General features: G+C 46.1%; 13 protein-coding genes and 1 pseudogene. 8 read left to right on the top strand and 6 right to left on the bottom strand.

The window, feature by feature from the left end:
- Positions 1-52: 52 nt before the first annotated feature.
- Positions 53-421, bottom strand: coding sequence for a hypothetical protein (locus C9J03_RS05535; RefSeq protein WP_039464035.1), 369 nt, complete (start codon positions 419-421; stop codon positions 53-55).
- A gap of 220 nt (positions 422-641) precedes the next feature.
- Here C9J03_RS05535 and C9J03_RS05530 point away from each other — a divergent pair, with 220 nt between their 5' ends.
- From C9J03_RS05530 to C9J03_RS05520, 3 genes are all read left to right on the top strand, one after another.
- Positions 642-1202, top strand: coding sequence for a glutathione peroxidase (locus C9J03_RS05530; protein ID WP_249031106.1), 561 nt, complete (start codon positions 642-644; stop codon positions 1200-1202).
- 433 nt (positions 1203-1635) lie between these two features.
- The gene (locus C9J03_RS05525; protein WP_052829784.1) at positions 1636-4197 is read left to right on the top strand and encodes an ExeM/NucH family extracellular endonuclease; all 2562 of its coding nucleotides are present in this window, start codon (positions 1636-1638) and stop codon (positions 4195-4197) included.
- A 122-nt stretch (positions 4198-4319) separates the two neighbouring features.
- Positions 4320-5180: a DMT family transporter gene (locus C9J03_RS05520; RefSeq protein WP_338064688.1), complete on the top strand. Its 861-nt coding sequence runs from the start codon at positions 4320-4322 to the stop codon at positions 5178-5180.
- Between the two features lie 7 nt (positions 5181-5187).
- Here the strand turns inward: C9J03_RS05520 and C9J03_RS05515 are convergent, their stop codons facing one another.
- The 3 genes from C9J03_RS05515 to C9J03_RS05505 all read right to left on the bottom strand — a co-directional run bounded on the left by C9J03_RS05515 (position 5188) and on the right by C9J03_RS05505 (position 8389).
- Positions 5188-5463 (bottom strand): hypothetical protein, encoded by a 276-nt coding sequence (locus C9J03_RS05515; protein ID WP_044623440.1) that lies wholly within the window; start codon positions 5461-5463, stop codon positions 5188-5190.
- Positions 5464-5618: 155 nt separating this feature from the next.
- Complete coding sequence (locus C9J03_RS05510) at positions 5619-6158, bottom strand: DUF3332 family protein (protein ID WP_044623439.1); 540 nt, start codon at positions 6156-6158, stop codon at positions 5619-5621.
- Between the two features lie 245 nt (positions 6159-6403).
- On the bottom strand, positions 6404-8389 hold the full coding sequence (locus C9J03_RS05505) for a bifunctional metallophosphatase/5'-nucleotidase (protein WP_044623438.1): 1986 nt from the start codon (positions 8387-8389) through the stop codon (positions 6404-6406).
- Positions 8390-9054: 665 nt separating this feature from the next.
- On the opposite strand from C9J03_RS05505, the gene C9J03_RS05500 reads away from it, so the two are divergent.
- The 3 genes and pseudogenes from C9J03_RS05500 (at position 9055) to pepT (ending at position 12768) form a co-directional block, all read left to right on the top strand.
- Positions 9055-9915: a MurR/RpiR family transcriptional regulator gene (locus C9J03_RS05500; protein ID WP_044623437.1), complete on the top strand. Its 861-nt coding sequence runs from the start codon at positions 9055-9057 to the stop codon at positions 9913-9915.
- A gap of 183 nt (positions 9916-10098) precedes the next feature.
- On the top strand, positions 10099-11460 hold the full coding sequence (gene dcuC, locus C9J03_RS05495) for a C4-dicarboxylate transporter DcuC (RefSeq protein WP_039464047.1): 1362 nt from the start codon (positions 10099-10101) through the stop codon (positions 11458-11460).
- Between the two features lie 77 nt (positions 11461-11537).
- Positions 11538-12768, top strand: a pseudogene (gene pepT / locus C9J03_RS05490) (peptidase T).
- A gap of 95 nt (positions 12769-12863) precedes the next feature.
- On the opposite strand, the gene C9J03_RS05485 reads toward pepT, so the two are convergent.
- Both C9J03_RS05485 and C9J03_RS05480 read right to left on the bottom strand, forming a co-directional pair.
- Positions 12864-14351: an alanine/glycine:cation symporter family protein gene (locus C9J03_RS05485; protein WP_044623436.1), complete on the bottom strand. Its 1488-nt coding sequence runs from the start codon at positions 14349-14351 to the stop codon at positions 12864-12866.
- 1067 nt (positions 14352-15418) lie between these two features.
- Positions 15419-16348 carry a LysR family transcriptional regulator gene (locus tag C9J03_RS05480; RefSeq protein WP_044623435.1) on the bottom strand — a complete coding sequence of 310 codons (930 nt, stop codon included), beginning with the start codon at positions 16346-16348 and terminating at the stop codon, positions 15419-15421.
- A 127-nt stretch (positions 16349-16475) separates the two neighbouring features.
- Here C9J03_RS05480 and C9J03_RS05475 point away from each other — a divergent pair, with 127 nt between their 5' ends.
- Entirely contained in the window at positions 16476-17969 is a 1494-nt protein-coding gene (locus C9J03_RS05475; RefSeq protein ID WP_044623434.1) for a DUF1254 domain-containing protein, read from the top strand.
- A gap of 76 nt (positions 17970-18045) precedes the next feature.
- Positions 18046-18591, top strand: coding sequence for a DUF1254 domain-containing protein (locus C9J03_RS05470; RefSeq protein WP_044623433.1), 546 nt, complete (start codon positions 18046-18048; stop codon positions 18589-18591).
- Positions 18592-18713: the final 122 nt, after the last annotated feature.

Here is an 18713-nt window from a genome sequence, read left to right as displayed (position 1 = left end):
AATACAAAGCCCGGTTAACAGCCGGGCTTTGTTATATCGATAGGTTTTTCGTTTAGCGGGTTGCTGGCTTAAGCAGCTCACCCAGGTAGCGAACCACATGGGCGGCATCTTGCGCTGCATGGGTGATTTTCTTGATAATGGCCTCAGCGCGCTCGTCATCCTCGCTCAGCGCCGCTTTGACTTTAGCATTCATCGCCTGGGCATTTTCAAGTTTTTGCTTACAGTCTTCAAACAAAGCAGACAGAAACTCCATATCGACTTCACCCCCTTTGATAAACATGTCAGCCGCAATTCGGTACACGGTGTGGAACTTGTTGGCCATGTCTTTTTGGTTAGTCTGACCTTCTTTGGCCCAGTCTTCAGCCCAACCTTTGAAAATGATGGCGATTTGTGGGTTTGGAACAATGTTTACTTGTGGCATTCGAACTGTCCTTCGGGGGTATCAGAAGTTTTAACAGGGCAAGTGTAATAGAGCCGGCGATAGGGTTAAAGGGTAGAAGCGGTATATGCTTAATTTACGAGCAGGTTGTGATCAGTACATCGTGAAATTGCGTACACAATCATATGTTTTACAGTCTTTTTAGCTTCTTGCTATGTAGGAGTCAACAATGCGCCTTCGCCAAATATCGCGGGAGTTGTCAGTGGCTAAGCCACATCGCCTCCTGGTTTATGCTGGCCTGATAGCAACGCTTTTAGCTGGTCCGGCAGGAGTCCAATCTCAGCCGGAATGTGAAAGTTGGCTTGATCAGCAGTTCAACAAGCTCAATTCCACTGAGACAGTCCGTCTATGCGAGCAGTTTGCCGGGCAGGTCTTGCTGGTGGTGAATACTGCGAGCCAGTGTGGTTTTACGCCTCAGTTCGAACAACTTGAGGCGGTATATCAGGACTACAAGGAACAAGGCTTTTCTGTCATAGGTTTTCCTTCTAATGACTTCAACCAAGATCGTGGCAGCGAAGAAAATTCTGCTAAGGTCTGTTATCTCGATTACGGGGTGACTTTCCCCATGCTAGAAAGAACCCACATAAGAGGTGAAAAGGCGAATCCTGTATTTCAGCACCTAGCGAAACAAACGGGAATACAGCCAAAATGGAATTTTTATAAATATATTATTGACCGACAGGGTGAAGTGATCGCGGTATTTTCTAGCCAGACCAAACCTACGGACGCTACTATGCTTAATGCTATTGAGAAAGCGCTATAGGCATTTGCAATAAAAACATTGAACACTTTGTCAGTAATACGTTCTTACTTAATCTATCTAGGCTGCCGGAGATAAAGTTGATTGAGTTACCCTGTGACTTTTCGATGCGGCCTATTAAAGATCTAAAGCAAAAGCTCGCTTGCATTGTTAGCCTTCAAAATCAAATAATTGGTTTTCTATTTGTGAACTTCAATTGTATTGATGTGTAACCTTGTGCACCTGAGTCAGAAGTTGAATAAAAACTCCATTTTTACTTCATTAAAATTGTTATTTGTAACACTGATATATAAAAATAGACGTGCTCATAATGATATTTTTGAAATTAAAATCAAATTTGTCTTTATTAAATAATTATTCACTGAGCATGAAAATATCAGTTGGAAAAACCTGAGTGCAGGGTGTGCTTGGGTTTTATTTATATCGGAGTTTACACATGACACGAATAAACGCATTATCTGGTGCTATCGCACTGGCCTTGATGTCTTCGTCTGTTTCTGCACAACTATTAATAACAGAGTATGTCGAGGGTAAAAGTTATAATAAAGCAATAGAAGTCACCAATTTGGCTGATTCTGGAATTAACCTCTCAGAATACAGCGTTAAGCTTGCGATGAATGGGGCTGATTCATTTGGCACTACCATCAACTTGAACGACGTAAATCTAGCGGGTGGCGAAAGTTATGTGCTTTACCACAGCTCAGCGGCACAAGATATTAAGGATGTCGGCGATCAAGCATCGGGTAGCCTTGGTTTCAACGGCGATGATGTGGTTGCTCTGTTCGAAGGCGAGGAGCTTATTGATAGCCTAGGCCAGTTGGGCGTACGTGAAGACTTCGCGAAAGATGTCACGCTTCGCAGGGAGCCGGCTGTGACTTCAGGCAGAATAGATGTAGATAGTGAGTTTGACGTCAACGCCGAATGGGTGACTTTTCCAACCGATACCTTTGATGGCTTAGGCTGCAGTGGCCTTGAGGCGTGTGATAGTACTACTCCGCCACCGAATCCGTTCGTGTGTGATACCGATAACCTCGTCCCGATCTATGATGTGCAAGGTGACGGTGACCGTAGTCCGCTGGTGCCTGAGGGGAGCTTCGAAAGCCCGGAGAAATACTTTGTCCGTGGCGTTGTCACCGCTCGCGGCGAGAGCTTGTATAAGGGCTTCTACCTGCAAGACCCGTATGGCGACGGTAATGAGAATACCTCGGATGGGGTTTTTGTCTTCTTGGGTGGTAGTACCACACCAAGTGACATTCAGCCGGGTGCAGAGGTGTGCTTAGAGGCGACTGTTAAGGAATACTACGGCAATACTCAGCTAGATGTGCGCGATAGCGCCTTCAAAGTATTGAGCACCGATAACCCGATTCCTGCGCCGACACGCTTCCGCGTGAAAGAAGGGGAAGATCTGCACACGGCGCTAGAGCGGCATGAAGGCATGCAGGTGCTGCTTGATGCGGACAGCCCGCTGGTGATCACCCGTAATTTCAGTTTTGACTATGCGTCATACCGCAATAATTTAATGCTGGCTCATAATGCCCCTCTTTATAACCCAACCCATCTTTACGCGGCTGAAACCGACGCGGCTAAAAATGTGGCTGCTGAAAATGCGATAAGCCGTGTATATGTTGAATCTGATTACAAGGCCAAAGACGGGGAAGTGCCATGGTTCGATAACTTCAACCCGGTCGATGGCTATATGCGTATGGGGGATAAGCTAACCGGATTGACGGCAATGGTCGGTTACAGCTATGGCGAATACCGTTTGGTAACGACCAACACCATCGGCAGCGGTGACTTGCTGCGCCTGCCTGAAAATGAAAGGGCCGATGAGCCAGTGACAGCAACTGAAGAGGGGCTTAAAGTTGCTGGCTTCAATGTGCTGAACTACTTTACCTCGTATGCGGAATCGGGCAATCCTAATTACATGTGCTCTGACGCATCGGTAACACCTGGTGCTAAATGTTACCGCGGCGCGCCATCGGTTGAGGAGTTTGCCTTGCAGCAAGCCAAGCTAGTCAACGCGATTGTGGCCATGGATGCTGATATCGTTACCTTGATGGAGCTGGAAAATAACGGTTTTGATGAGAACAGCGCACTGGAATCTTTGGTCAATGCTCTTAATGATGCCCAGCCGAACAAGAAAGATCACTACCGTGCGGTGAAAGTGCACAAGTCCGATCTGACATTCAAGGATGAACCTGGCTTTGAGGAGATCGGCTACTTCGGTACGGATGCCATCACTGTCGGTATCATCTACCGTCATGACAAAGTGAAAGCCAAGAACCAAGCTCGCCAGATCATGATGCCAGAGCAGCATGCGCCGCTTGCTGAAGGCGGGGTGAAGAGCGCCTATCAGCGCCATGCCATGATGCAGAAGTTTAATATCCCTGGGGCCAAGGATGATGTGACCGTCATTGTTAACCACTTCAAGTCAAAAGGTTCAACCTGCTGGGAAGACGATTTCATCTTCGGTGACGAGGAAGATGTTCAGGGCAGCTGTAATAACTTCCGAGTCTCTGCGGCCAAAGTGCTCGGCGAGGCGGTTCAGGATCTTAAGGGCGACGTGCTGGTCATGGGTGATTTGAACTCTTACGGTATGGAAGACCCAATTCTAACGCTGACTTCATTCGATGAAGCTGACCGTGGTGGGAAAATCTTTACCGCCTCTTATACTACCCTGGACGGTAAAGTGTTTGAGCAAGAAGGGCAGCTAGTCAGAAAAGGCTATGGCTTAGTTAACCTCAAGCACAAGACCGACTACAGCTATAGCTTTGAGGGTGAGCTCGGTAGCCTCGACCATGCACTGGCCAGCCCATCACTGGTGAATAAGGTGGCAGCAGTAGAAGCGTGGCACATCAATGCAGCTGAAAGTAACCTGTTTGAGTACAGCAGCAAGTACACCGGCAAATTGGAAAAATCAGACAATATTTATTCGTCGTCTGATCATGACCCAATCATTGTGACACTGGAGTACAAACACAAGAACGGCAAAAAATAACGTCGTTTGAAAAGTAACAAAACAACCGGCACCCTGCCGGTTGTTTTATTTATGCCACTATTATGTTCATTGAGTATTGAAAACGTAGGCCATCGACATTGCATAAATCGCCGCTGAGAATTGTGCTTCTTGTCACTTGCGCCATGCTGGCGTTTGCCGGAAATTCCATATTATGTCGACTGGCGTTAGCAGAAGGCTTTATTGACGCGGGTAGTTTTACTTTGATCCGATTGGTGTCCGGCGCTGTCACGCTAGTGCTGTTAACGCTAGCCATGTACTCAAAGGCTTCTTATTCGCCGTCGAACTGGCATAAATCCGACTTGCTGGGTGCGTTGATGTTACTTGGTTATGCGGCAGCCTTTTCTTTCTCGTATATCAACATCACAACAGGTACAGGGGCATTAATTCTGTTTGCTTCAGTCCAATTCACCATGATTGGGTATCACCTATTCAGTGGCAACAAACTGCAGTTTTGGGAGTGTATCGGGCTTGGGCTATCACTGAGCGGGTTTGGTTATCTGCTTGTTCCCCATGCCACACGGCCCGACCTGCTCGCGGCGGCGTTGATGGCCATAGCCGGAATATGCTGGGCGGCTTTTACTATTTTGGGGAAGAGTTTCAGTGAACGGCCCGCAATGGTCACCATGGGCATGAGTTTTGCACTGGCAACACTGCTTGGCGGGCTGATAGCGGCAGTGTCGTTTCCTTATCTGGCGGCCGCTGCCAGTCTTTCATATCGCGGAGTAATACTCGCCGTGACTTCTGGCGCGGTGGCTTCCGGGATCGGTTACGCCATCTGGTATGCGGTATTGCCAGCGTTGTCGATATTGAAGGCGTCAGTTGTCCAACTCTCTGTTCCGGCATTGGCCAGTATCGCGGGCTGGATAGTGTTGAGTGAGAAAATTACCATCTCCACAGCAATTGCGACAACGCTTATCCTAGGCGGTATTGCACTGGTATTTGCGGCAAGAAGCAATCAGTGATGTTTGTTTATTTCACCCGAAGCAACCGGTATCTCACGTCCTCTATATGAAATACCAATACCTGTGATACTTTCATCGCTTCAACCTTTTCTAGCATCTCAGCATCAAATTGCTTCTTCTTCATCCACTGCAATGGCTGGTTGAAACTATCCTCGCTGACCACAAATGACTCATCTTGAAAGGTACTGCTACGAATATTGACAACCCAAACGCGTGATTGAAAATCAAGGACGTCTGCGGCGGCTGTTTTGAGGCGTTGCCATAATGAAGAGTTTTTGTTCATCGGTGAATCAGTGACTGTGTTCAAAGTGGGGTAGTGTAGCGTGCTTGGTGATAGGAGGCTAGGCTTGGGGGAGAGAGGCTGACGTCGTTGTGGTATGAAAGAAAGCTCCTAATAGCATATGTCAGGAGCTTTCCCAAAAGGATTCGTTGGGGGTTTTACACTGCGTGGCTGTTGAGCGCTGCTAGCTTGGCAATGGTGGTTTGGGCGACCAGTTTGCCATCCATGTAGTAGCTGACGTTCTCACCATTCTTGAATCCTTCAAGCACAGCGGTCTCGCCATTGTTGTAGACAATATGCATTTTGACAGAGTTCTCGTCAGCCTGAATCATCTCTCCGGTATCAATCTGTCGGTTGTTTGAAATAGGGCTAATAGGAGCCTCTTGCAGGCTTGGGTCAAGATCGTCATTAACCTTGATATGTGTCTCAACCTTACTGTCAAAGATATGTGGAGAATCCGTAATTGGGTTTTTACCGGTCCAAAACTCCAAAGAGTTAAATACGACGTAGTCTGCCGCACTGGTAATGCCGTAGACAGGCGCGAGAAGAAAGTTAACACCAGCACGAGCATAGCGGTTATCAACAGCTTCAAGATTAAATTTCATTACTTTTCCGGTCACCGCATTACTTCCCACACACCCGGTCAGTGCTGATGCAAATAATGTTATTCCTACCGCTTTTAATACGATGTTGTTCATGTTGCTTCCTGTACAAAATAATAAGTTATTGTTTGCGCCGGGGAGTATATTTAATGTTTATTGGTGATTCTTACCAAATTGCGCCAATTATATTTAATCGTATTTTTTAGCAAGCAGGTTTGTTTTAACTTGTTGTTGTAATTGATTTATTTAAATGAAATTTTTTCTTCTGGTGTGGGAGACAAAAAAGAAGGGCCCTAAGGCCCTTCATCTAGTATTAACCAGTAATAGTGAATTAACTGATATTAGTTTGCGCGATTCAATGTCACCACATTGTACTCAAGCGGCTTAAGAGTCGGCATGTTGTCAGCGATGTAGTCGATAACAGCCTGTGCATCGGTATTGCAGCGGACGTTGTCAGCCTTACAGTTCGGCGCTTCGCCTTGGTAGTTCACCTTGAATCGGCCGCCGGCCTCTACGATGTTTTTCACTTTGAAGCCTGTTAGCTTGCCATCGACATAGGCAAGGTCGACACGGCCTGAAGACTTCTGCTGGGCAGTAAAGAGCGGAGTCCAGCCATCGTTACCCGTTGCATTGTAGTTGTTGATAGCGACGTTGTAGGTCTTGTTGTCTTCAATTGGTGTCCAGATAGGCGCATCAGCGGTGCCGGTCATTACTTCCACGTAATCCAGTTTGCCGCTTTGGTAAGGCGTGGTTTCGGTGTACTGGTAACGGATGTGGCCGCCGTATGGGAACTTACCTGCGTGAGAGCCTTCAGGTAGTGTCGCAGTGACAGTACCGTCGATCAGCTCTTTGATGTACTTGCCTTTCACCGGAACAACAGACATGAAGTTAGAGAAAGGGAGTAGCTCTAGCGATACATTACCCTCACGGTATTCTCCTGCTTCGATGTTGGTGCGAATACCACCGGCCCCAATCAACGAGAAGTCAACTTTCATGCCAGTAACAGCAACCACTTCCGGAGAGTTAGCCCAGTAGTATTGGCCAGCGGCCAGGATAGGGGCAACATCAGAGCCGTGCGCGTCTGTGCCTCCGTCACCAGGGCGACGCTCATGGTTGATTTCTTCTGGGACTTGAGCAATCACTTTACCGTAAGCTTCGTCGACAGCTGGCTTGTACTTAGTGTCGATGATTTGGCGCATTACTGCTTCTTCTTCAGTAATGGTGATGTTGTCTTCACCTTCGATGAAACTAACGACAGACGCTGTTTCAGTTGCGCTGAATTCACTGCCAGCTTCACGCATCGGGGAATGGAAGTATTCATCGTTACTTAGAAGTACATTCAAGCCGGCACAGTTGGTAACTTGGCCGTCAGCGTCAAATGTTACGTCTAGCTGACCGATGGCTTGGGCATACTGGCCTGCTTGTACTACACAGGTTTGGCTTTGGCCATTCGGGTTCTGAACCATTTGGGCGTATTCGCCACCGTGGTTGTGGCCAAGGTTGGTGAAGTCACCCAGTAGGGTGTGGGAGTGGCCACCAACGATCAGGTCGATACCGTTTACTTGTGAGGCGACCTCAACATCAACGGCGTTACCAATGTGGGTCACCGCGATGATATTGTTGATCCCTTTGGCTTGCAGCATGTCAACGGTTGCCTGCGAGGATTCTACCATGTTGTGGAATTCGACCTTACCCGTGTTAGGTGCAATGTTTGGCATGTCGTCTAGCGCGATACCGAATACCGCAACAAGGTCTTTGTCTGCAGGTAGGTTATCTAGGTCGGTGATTTTTGTTTTCTGATTACCGTCGAAGGCGAAAACAATGTAAGGCTTGAGGTTGGTTTGATCTTTGAGGTCTGGATCGTTGCTGGTGTCGATATTAGCTGCAAGAACTGGGAAGTTAATGTCACTGATGAACTGGTTGAGCTTTGTGTTGTTCAGGTCAAACTCGTGATTGCCCAGAGCCATTGCATCTAGCCCCAATCGGCTGAGTAGTTCGGCATTCATAGCACCTTCGTTTAACTTGAAGTAAGCACTGCCTTGCCATGCGTCACCGCCGTGAAGGAAAAGAAAGCTTTGGTTATTATCTTCGGCTGCTTTCTTGTATTCATCAGCCATGGTCTGTAATCGCGGGAAGCCACCAAACTCGTTGTACACTAGGGTGTCATTGGCCTTGAAACTCGATTTGACTGGGTCGAAATTTGAATGCGTATCGTTGATATGCGCGACGGTCAGGGTAAAAGAATCTCCTGTCTCGACAGTGGACTGAGCACAACCGGCCAGTGCAGCGGCGACAGAAAGCGCAATAAGAGGCTTAGAAAAGTTCATTAGACAACCTATTTATAATTATCTGTTGATGATAAATCGGAGTGAGTGGCGATTTATCCCTGAGAAAAGCCTTAAATAAGCAAGGCTTGCGAACTATATACGAGATAAAACAGAGGGGCAATTACAAAACGGAGACATAATTTCTCAGTTTTTCAATCCAGAGCAAACGTTTGTGCTTATCGTTTGCTAGATGATTGCAGGTTATTGAATGTAAAGGACAGGGGGCGAAAAATCTGGCTTTGTTTGGTGATGTATAAACTTGTAACGAAGTGTACTGAAAATTGCGCTGCTGCTTATGTGAGCAATATGGCGTTGCTTAATTGACCATGGTGGCCGCATTGGGAAAAATATCCCGTGAATAAAATCCCCCATATTATCTAAATTGATTTAACTCAAAATATAACCTGTATTTTAAATGCTCTTTACTGTATTTCAAAAGAAATAAGTAAATATCATTATGCTGGGGCCCAAATGACATTCTCTATAAGCATTGGCTGTTAACTTTTTGTGATGGGATAATCAAGAAAGGTTTAAAGCTTGATGATGTCGTGTATTGCTTAAGCGGGTGATCACAAAATTATGCTGGGAAAATCGTATTCCCTTGCCTATTTTCCGCCTGAGTGGAAAAATTTCCCACATAAAGAAAATCACGGGAAATAAAACCCATGAATAAGCAAGAGTTTATCAGTGCGGTCAATAAATTTGATTCATATACAGCTGCAGAAAAACGAATTGCGGCATATTTTATGGACCACTACACCATGTTGCCGTTTGCAAAAATCGATGAACTCTGCAAACAAATCGGGGTAGGCAAGGCGACATTAGGGCGCTTTCTGCAACGGTTAGGATTTAGCGGTTTTATTCAATTTAAAAAAGAAGTCTCTGATGACTTGGCGCAGACGTTAACAACGCCTATCGAGCGCTATGAATATCATACCCATGAACCATCACAGGATACGATAGAAGGTCTGCTTGCGAACCATTATCAAGAAACAATAGATAATGTTGATAAGACATTCAATGGATTATCGGAGCAAGACTTTAAATCAGCCATGAAACTGATGCGCCATACAACAGGCAAGCTCTATGTCATGGGAAGTGCCTCATCAGAAGCACTGGCGACATATTTCTACTTATTGGCGAGATACTTACGTAAAGATGTAGTGCTGTTGAAAGCGGATATCTCAACACTGCCGCATCAATTGGTCGATGTGAGTAAAGATGATGTGCTGTTAGCGATTTCATACCACCGTTATTCCTCGATTACGATCAAGCTGGTGAGGTGGTTCCATGAGTGCGGTGGGCATAACATATTGGTGACGGATCAACCGGTAAACCCGTTCGTGTCATATTGCGATGTACAGTTTATTGTTGAAAGTGCAGGGAGGGGGTTCTTCAATAATCGGGCAGCGGGCTTTGCATTGATTGAGGCGTTTATTAAAGGTCTTTCTCTGCATCAAGAAAAAGATAATCGATTTAAACGAATAGAAGGATTATTCGACGAGTTCAGTGTATTTAAAAGCTAACAACTCTCCACTTTAAAATATTTTAATTAATTCAGCAGTGCAGGCTACGCGTTACTTCTTGTTGTGGGAATATATCCCTGCAGGAAGCCGAGCTAATCCGTTGTTGCGCTGTTGTGTTTATAAAATTAAAACCATTTGTGAAATAAATACAATTCCATTGCTTCTCTATTGAAGGGGTTATAAATGATTACATACCTTGCTCTTCCATCCATATTTGGTGTGGGATATTTTATCGTCAAAAAATATAATACACAGGCTGTCTTATTTTTGGCCGGCTTGCTAATGATTGCTCTAGGGGTGATAAGCGGTAACACCGATTTCATGCCAAAGGGCGGGGCACATACTGGTTCGGTTATTGTCGACTTTTTTGAAGTGATCAAAGTGATTTCATCGACCACGCTGGCCAAGCTGGGTCTGATCATCATGGCTGTTGGTGGCTTCTCTAAATATATGGGACACATAGGGGCGGCCAATGCCATGGTGCAAATCGCGACCAAACCGCTGTCTTATGTCAAAAACCCATATGTGGTATTGGCGATGGCCTATATTATTGGCCAGCTGATTAATATCTTTATTCCAAGTGCTACAGGGTTAGCGCTATTGCTATTGGTGGCCATGTACCCGGTTTTGGTCGGTGTCGGTTGTAACCCAGCGGCAGCGGCGGCTGTTGTCGCGACCACGGGCTGTTTGGATCTTGGCCCTGCGTCATCAGCGGCGAATAAAGCGGCAGAAGTGTCAGGTATTGATGTTGCCACTTACTTTGCGAGCTACCAGCTACCGGTATCGCTGGCAGCTATGGCGGTGATTGCTGTGCTCCACTTCTTCTGTCAGCGTTACTTTGACCGCAAGGATCAGGAAAACGGTGTGACCCATGAGTTCAACCTGGATTCTAAAGAGCAGCGTGAAGCGCCAAAATGGTTCGCTATCCTGCCTGTCCTGCCTTTGATGTTGCTGTTGACCTTCAGTAAGTTCGCCATTACGTCGATCAAGATGGATGTGGTCACCGCGATGTTCATTGCCTTGTTTGTTTCTATGGTGTGTGACTTCATCTATACCCGAGACGGTAAAACGGTGGCGGCATCACTGAAAGTGTACCTGGAAGGCATGGGCGGTGTGTTTGCGGGTGTAGTAACCCTGATTATTGCCGCGCAAGTGTTCGTGGTTGGCCTAAGCGCAATTGGTTTTATCGACCTGCTGCTTAACTCTGCGGCTAACCTGGGTCTTGGCTATTCAGCCATGGTTGTGATGCTGGTGGGTATTATCATCACTATCACCATGCTTTCTGGCTCGGGTAATGCGGCATTCTTTAGCTTCTCAAACCTTGCACCAGATGTTGCTTCTCAGGTGGGTACGGCTGCAGCGCATGTCGCGCTTCCGATGCAGTTGTCAGCAGGCTTGATGCGTTCAGCTTCACCGGTAGCCGGGGTGGTTATTGCCTGTGCGGCTGTTGCCAATGTGTCGCCGATTGAACTGGCCAAGCGAACAGCAATCCCAATGCTTGGTGGCCTGCTTACCGTGATGATTTGCTCCCAAGTGATTGTGTAAGCAATAAGCATAAAAGAATAACAATCATACGGCAGAGCGAACCTCTGCCGTATTGTCGATTCAGAACGGAGCTGAAAATGAATATTGTCGAAAGATTTATCAATTATACCCGTATCAATACCACAACAAGTCGTGAGAAAGGTGCCGCTGGTATCATGCCTTCCTCTCCGGGACAGATGGAATTGGCAACGCTGATCAAGACCGAACTAGCAGGGCTTGGTATGGAAGATATCGTGTTGCGCGATACGGCGATTCTCACCGCTACGCTGCCGGCAAATACCAATAAAGATCTGCCAACGGTTTCTTTCTTTGCCCACCTAGATACCAGCGCCGAACAAACCAGTGACACCAAGGCCAATATTGTGTCCTACCAGGGGGGCGACATCGTATTGAATCCTGCTTTGGATATTGTGCTCAAGGAAGCAGAGTTTCCGGAAATCACCCAATATCAAGGGCAGGAAATCATTGTGACGGATGGAACCAGTTTACTGGGCGCTGATGATAAAGCAGCTATTGCTGCGATTATGCATGCGCTTCAAGTATTAAAAGCCAATCCAAAGATCGAGCACGGCACGGTGAAAGTGGCGTTTTTGCCTGATGAAGAGCAAGGGTTGCGTGGTGCCAAGGCGTTTGATGTGGAAAGCTTTGGTGCTGACTTTGGCTATACCCTCGACTGTTGCGGTATTGGCGAGTTTGTCCATGAAAACTGGAATGCCGGCAATGCGGTTGTAACCTTCACCGGTCAATCTGCCCACCCTATGTCAGCGAAAGGTAAGCTCAAGAACTCGCTGTTGATGGCGCATAAGTTCATTGCCATGCTGCCAACGGGCGAGGCACCGGAGTATACCGAAGGGCGAGAAGGGTATTATTGGGTGAAAGAAATGGCGGGTAACAGTGCTAAGACAGTGCTGAAGATGGACATTCGTGACTTTAGCCAGCAGGGTTATGCGCATCGTATGGCATTCTTGCAGCAACTTGCCGATAGCTGCCAAGCGCTATGGGGAGAGGGGCGTATCGATATCGAGCTGTCTGACCGTTACGAGAACGTAGCCAATAGTTTGGAGGGAGAGGCTGGCTTCCCTATCGATATCGCTAAACAGGCCTATCAGCGCAACGGTATCGAGATGAGGGCGACTCCAATGCGAGGGGGCTATGCTATCGCAAAAAGGCCTCCCATGCCCGAATATCTTTACGGGTGCGCACAACTTCCATTCGATCTACGAATATTTGCCGGTGAATTCATTGCAGGCGGCGAGTGATGTCGTGGTGGATGTGATCCGCATTACGGCCGAGAGGTTTGCCAAGTAAGCTCAAGGTGGGGGACCACAGACTTAGCTAACTGATAAAAGAAAAGAGCCAGCGCTTCTGAACGCTGGCTCTTTGTTTTTGATTCTAAGATAGAATTACTTGCTGGTAGCAGCCACAGGCTCAGTGCCTTCTGGGTGCCATGCGCCGTCTAGATCGTCCAGCTCAGGGAACTTAGAGCGGTCGAATTCAGGTGTCTTACCAGCCTTCAGCTGTGTTTCGTAGTCCTTGATAACCTTGATTGCCAGCTTAGACAGCATAACTAGAGCAACGATGTTGATCAGCGCCATCATACCCATTGAGGCATCGGCCAGGTTCCAAACAACTGGTAGTGAAGCAACAGAGCCGAACATTACCATGATAAGTACACATACGCGGAAGGCGAATAGGCCTTTCTTGGTGTTACCGTTCAGGAACATAACGTTGGTTTCAGCGTAGCTGTAGTTCGCGATGATAGACGAGAAACAGAACAGTAGAATCGCTGCAGCCATGAAGTAGGTTGTCCAGCTACCAAGCTCGTTGGTCAGTGCTTGCTGAAGCAGGCTGATACCGGTTGCTGCGTTTGGCTGATCCATTACACCGCTTAGCATAATCATTGCCGCAGATGCTGAACAGATAACGATAGTATCAACGAATACACCTAGCATCTGAACGAAACCCTGTGACGCTGGGTGGTTCGGGTTTGGCGTTGCACTTGCTGCGACGTTAGCCGCAGAGCCCATACCTGCTTCGTTTGAGAATAGACCACGCGCGATACCGCTTTGCATTGCCTGAGCAATAGTGTAAGCCACACCACCGGCTGCTGCTTCCTGCCAGCCGAAAGCACTCTTAACGATTAGCGCTAGAACAGCTGGAAGCTCAGTGATGTTCATGATCACGATGATGAGTGCGATAGCTAGGTAGCCAATTGCCATAACTGGAACAATCTTCGCCGAAGCCGCTGCAATCTTACGAAGGCCACCCATGATGAAGAAGCCAGAGAAAGCAACAATCACAATACCCATCATGGTTTCGTCAAAGCCGAAAGAGTGGCTTAGCGCATCTGTGATGGTGTTTGCTTGAACGGCGTTGAATACAAGACCGAATGCAATGATCAGGAACACTGAGAACAGTGAACCCATCCAACGCATACCTAGACCTTTTTCCATGTAGTAGGCTGGGCCACCACGGTATTGACCGTCAACATCTTTAGTCTTGTAGATCTGTGCCAGTGTTGACTCGATGAAGGCTGTAGACATACCGAATAGGGCAATCAGCCACATCCAGAAGATAGCACCTGGACCACCGACAGTTAGAGCAACAGCAACACCAGCCATGTTACCTGTACCTACACGGGCTGCCATTGATGTACAGAACACCTGGTAGGAGCTGATACCGTTATCAACATCTTTTCCGCTTTTAAGGACATCAACAGAATGGCGGAATTGGCGAATTTGGATAAAGCCGAGACGTAAAGTGAAGTAAATACCGACTGCTACCAGTAGGTAAACAAGGAGTTGGCCCCAAAGTACATCGTTAATTGCGCCGATGACGGCTTCTAGGCCATCGTTCAGCGAGGTCAACCAAGTTTCGTTTGTAACACTCATACTAATTTCCTGTATATGACACTCAACCGATGAGAAGTTGGTCGAGCAAACTGAAACGTCCATTTACATGACAGTTCATGAATATGATTCTGAATTTATATTTGTTATTAACTGGAAGAATCCAGCCATGTGTAACTTGTTGAAGTTACAATTGTGAAACATAGAATCAGGTGTTTCATCTGTAGACGGGGCTGTAAGTTAGCACGAAATTCGCTTAATTCAGCGTGATATTGATCACGTTTTTTCAATGAGATCTGCAGGTATGAAGCTTGCAGTGTGTCATTCTGTATAATTATATCAATTATTACAGTATCTTACCTTCGTGTTGCGGGGTTTCTTACCGGCGCTTAATGAACGGCGTATAATTGATGGTATTTTTTGTTTTTACTCGGCATTAACCAAAATATGCAGAATATTTAACCGTGAAGTGTTGGTTGAATTTCGATTATTCTTAACATTTGAGAATGGCTGTAAAGCTTTTTGAATGGATTGATGAATAATATTTCATGATAAAGTTAATCAAAAACCGCTCTATAAAAGCGGTTTTAACCAGTCATGTACAATTTAAAACGTAGGTTAATGAAGTAGGGAGTAAGAGGAGTTGCTTATATCCGGCATTTGACAAGAGGAGTGCTTATCCTCCTGATAGGCAATACTCTGGGCTTCATTACTAGTATCAAGCGTGACCATTTTGAATTGGTGACCGCAGATACATACATAGTCTCCTGTTTCTGAAACCAGAAATTCTTCATCTTGGCCGCACTGAGAGCAAGTTGGCAGATCCTGCATATGTTTCCAATACCTCAAATTTATAACTACAGACAGTAACGGGCTAAAAGCCATACCACATAGCCATAGTAAATGTAGAGTAATTTATTGAGTATCAACTTAATGTATTTTTTAGAGGAAACACCAAAATAAAGAAGATCGGGTTAAGGTAAGTTTGCATATACAAAAAAGATTGTATAGAGGGAAGATGGAAGAAGGCTCGTCAACAGGCCGCTCTTTTAATCACAAGTCCAGAGCGAGAACTTGTGATGGGTCAAGCCTTCATGTTGAGATGCTTTTTAGATTATCTTGCATATCTCTTTGACGATAAGGCTAGAAAACCATAGGTGAGCGGGGTTGTTTCTGTTTCTCGTATGCTGAACCAGATAAATAGGTACGTGGTGTTCGTCTTTATGATCGAGTGAGAGTAGTAGGTCGAATTCGTTGCCGAAACTACTCAGGGCGCTTACACAGTTAGTACCAAACATAATGGAGTCCGAGTTCTTCATCACGTCAACGAGAACTTGTGTCTGAGAGCTTCTCAGCATTGGTTTCTTATCTAGCATTAGATCTCGGTATATATTCATGATTGGTGCGCTAAAAGATTGATATTGGTCCTCTTCTACCAGCATCCCTATTAGTGGGTAGTCGGAAGTATCATCAAGCTTAAGCTCTTCTTTCTTGAATAGAGGGTGTGCTTTCCTAGCAAAAAGTTGAGGCTTTAATATACCGATTTCTGTGGAAAGGTATTTTTCGTTAGGAGAGGGAGCGTAATGGATCGAAAAATCTAGATTTCCCTGATCAATTAAAGGGTAAGGGTTTGCTTTTGCAGGCAGTTCTGTGATTCGAGCCTTGGGGGCAACGCGATTTATTTCTAACACGAGTTTGGGCAGGAGAACACTAGAAAGAAAGGCTGGTAATGCAATTGAGAAGCTATAATCACATTTCTCAGGGGTAAAGTCTTCGGATAGGAATACACCTTGTAGAAGAGGGATGATGACTTCAAGTTGCTTGCCGATGTGCAGGGCTTTTTCGGTTGGAATTAACCCATTGGAGACCCGAGTAAACAGAGGATCGTCGAATGTTTCTCGTAGCCGACCGAGCGCTCTACTTACCGCGGGCTGGGAGACAAAAAGGACCTCTGCAGTGCGTGTTACGTTTTTCTCTTTGAGTAAAGTATCTAACGTAATCAACAAGTTTAAGTCGATTCTTGATAGCTGCTTATTCATCGGGTGGCTATGAGATAATTATTCACTTAGGTAATGTCAGCATATTACTATAAGTAGTTAGATGCAAATTTAGAATAATACTAGTATCAACCTCATCAACTAGAAATATATATTAAAGAGGTTGAATATGAAATATAAATTACTCTCTACCCTAGTATTTGTTAATACTATTTCTTCAGCGACAGCTGCGACGTTTGAAGCAGATGTTCCGCCTTCTATTATTACTCCTAACCATGTTGAATCTAAGTATTTAGGTGAACTCAATTATACAGATGGCGCCCCATCGCTGGACACACACCTAAAAGCGTCTGACTTTGTTGACACTGCAGATGCCGTTCGTGTTTTTCTATCTGGTATACCGGTTGCGTCTATACAAGGGCTGTTACTCGGCCATGAAAGTGTTGGTATGGAGCCCAACAAAACCATTGCCATCTCTGAAGGGATGCTAAATGCGAATAGTATTTGGTTGACCGCAAATACGACAACCCCATATGTTTCGTCAGAAATTGATGTGAAAGATGGCCCCGTGGTGCTGGAGGTCGGTACGCCAATACTCGGTTTGGTTGATAACGCTGCGTTTAAGTTCACATCCCGAGTAGGTGTTACCCATCCTCAAGATCAAGGGAAGGGTGGCAAATATTTCTTCTATCACACATCTTATCAAGGCGAGCTGCCAAAAGGTTATATCCACGTCAAAACCGACGGTTATCAACATTGGTTGCTAGTTCGTATTATCACAACGCCTTCCACGTTAGAACATGACGTCAGCCAGCTGAAAGAAACAATGAAGCTGTATCCGTATGGCCAAAAGAACCAAACGGAGTTCTTGAATATTACCGGTATTAAGTACAACACCGTACATGCAATGAACCACGAGTTCTATGACGAAATCAATGCACTGATTCAGTATGAACCGAAGGAAATATTTGATCCTGAATGGCTATCGTTAGCGAAAAGAATTGGTATTGAAAAAGGCAAGCCATTCCAGCCTGATGCCCGTATGCAAGGCATTCTTGAGGAAGCCGCTAAAATTGCGACAGCAGAAGCGAGGAGTTATTACTTCTACCCTGATGAATCACTCATTACTTACGAGGATAGCAACTGGTTTACTCCTTTGATTAATGGCCATGAGTTCCATGATGAAAACGGTGTCATCAATGCCGATGATCGAGCGATGTTCCACTTCATGGCAACGGGGATCACGCCAGATATGGTAACCAAAACAGTCGGCCGGGGTTCTGATTACCGAGTCGGCAATCGAGATAGTGACAATCAATTACTGGATGGTTCCGAGCACTACACTGTGACGCTACCACCCAATGCGCCAGCCACTAAGTTTTGGTCATTTATGGTCTACGACAATCAAACTCGCTCCATGCTCGAGACCGATCAAGCAAGCGCAGGCATAGATGGGCTCAGTAAGGGGCTTCGCAAAAATGAAGATGGTTCGATTACGATTCACTTCGCACCGGTTGCGCCAAAAGGTTATGAGCAAAATTGGGTTCAAACCATACCAGGTAAAGGCTTCAACGTACTGTTCCGCATGTATGGACCGACAGAAGCTTGGTTTGATGGCACTTGGAAGCCATCAGATTTTCAGAAGGTAACTCGTTCTGAGTAACGACATCGAAATCCAGTTCAGCATCACCTCAAGGACGAGGTGATCGCCAGTTTTCTCATTCTCAAAGGTACATACTATGAAATTGAAATCTTTGGCTCTAAGCCTATTGGCCGCGACGACCCTTATGACGGGTCACGTGCACGCATCTGCAACAAACCAATCTTTTGACAATACGGACAATATACTGGCTCGAGCATCTCAAATTGAGGATCTTGAATATAAGATCATGGTGCAAAGAGCAACTCAGACCGCAATCTGGGCGATGCCAGCAGTTACTCAAGTTGATTTTCTCAAAGCGACGCGCCGCGATCTTGGTGGTGACTATAACGACGTGGTTTACATCAATAAGCCATTTGCTTCAAACAAAGGCTTTTTAACGGCCAATGACGTAACCGCGTATGCTTGGGGAACCATTACATCACGCAATGGCCCTATCGTTATTGAAGTGCCGGCAGCTTCAGACAAAGTGAGTTACTTTGGCTCCGTGGTCAACCAATGGGAGCAACCTATTGTGGATGTTGGCCCTGCTGGCGCAGACCAAGGTAAAGGCGGAAAATATGTCTTCTTGCCACCAAACTATGAAGGTACGCCTTCAAAAGCGGATTTGGAGGCCGAAGTGTAGTGGCATAGTTAATTTGGCCACCTGATAAGAGGTGATATCATCGCCTCAGAAGTTAACAGGTGACGCAATGACAAAACGCAGTAGAAGAACATTTAGCCCCGAGTTTAAACTTGAAGCCGCGC

Source organism: Photobacterium gaetbulicola (assembly GCF_003025515.1).
Classification (GTDB): Bacteria; Pseudomonadota; Gammaproteobacteria; order Enterobacterales; family Vibrionaceae; genus Photobacterium; species Photobacterium gaetbulicola.
The sequence above is the reverse complement of the archived record's forward strand: the minus strand, read 5'-3'. Positions and strand labels throughout refer to the sequence as shown.

Coding starts and splice junctions, on each gene's coding strand:
- C9J03_RS05515 (WP_044623440.1), bottom strand. CDS start 5,463: ATGAACAAAAACTCTTCATTATGGCAACGCCTCAAAACAGCCGCCGCA.
- dcuC (WP_039464047.1), top strand. CDS start 10,099: ATGATTACATACCTTGCTCTTCCATCCATATTTGGTGTGGGATATTTT.
- C9J03_RS05475 (WP_044623434.1), top strand. CDS start 16,476: ATGAAATATAAATTACTCTCTACCCTAGTATTTGTTAATACTATTTCT.
- C9J03_RS05500 (WP_044623437.1), top strand. CDS start 9,055: ATGAATAAGCAAGAGTTTATCAGTGCGGTCAATAAATTTGATTCATAT.
- C9J03_RS05510 (WP_044623439.1), bottom strand. CDS start 6,158: ATGAACAACATCGTATTAAAAGCGGTAGGAATAACATTATTTGCATCA.
- C9J03_RS05525 (WP_052829784.1), top strand. CDS start 1,636: ATGACACGAATAAACGCATTATCTGGTGCTATCGCACTGGCCTTGATG.
- C9J03_RS05485 (WP_044623436.1), bottom strand. CDS start 14,351: ATGAGTGTTACAAACGAAACTTGGTTGACCTCGCTGAACGATGGCCTA.
- C9J03_RS05505 (WP_044623438.1), bottom strand. CDS start 8,389: ATGAACTTTTCTAAGCCTCTTATTGCGCTTTCTGTCGCCGCTGCACTG.
- C9J03_RS05535 (WP_039464035.1), bottom strand. CDS start 421: ATGCCACAAGTAAACATTGTTCCAAACCCACAAATCGCCATCATTTTC.
- C9J03_RS05470 (WP_044623433.1), top strand. CDS start 18,046: ATGAAATTGAAATCTTTGGCTCTAAGCCTATTGGCCGCGACGACCCTT.
- C9J03_RS05480 (WP_044623435.1), bottom strand. CDS start 16,348: ATGAATAAGCAGCTATCAAGAATCGACTTAAACTTGTTGATTACGTTA.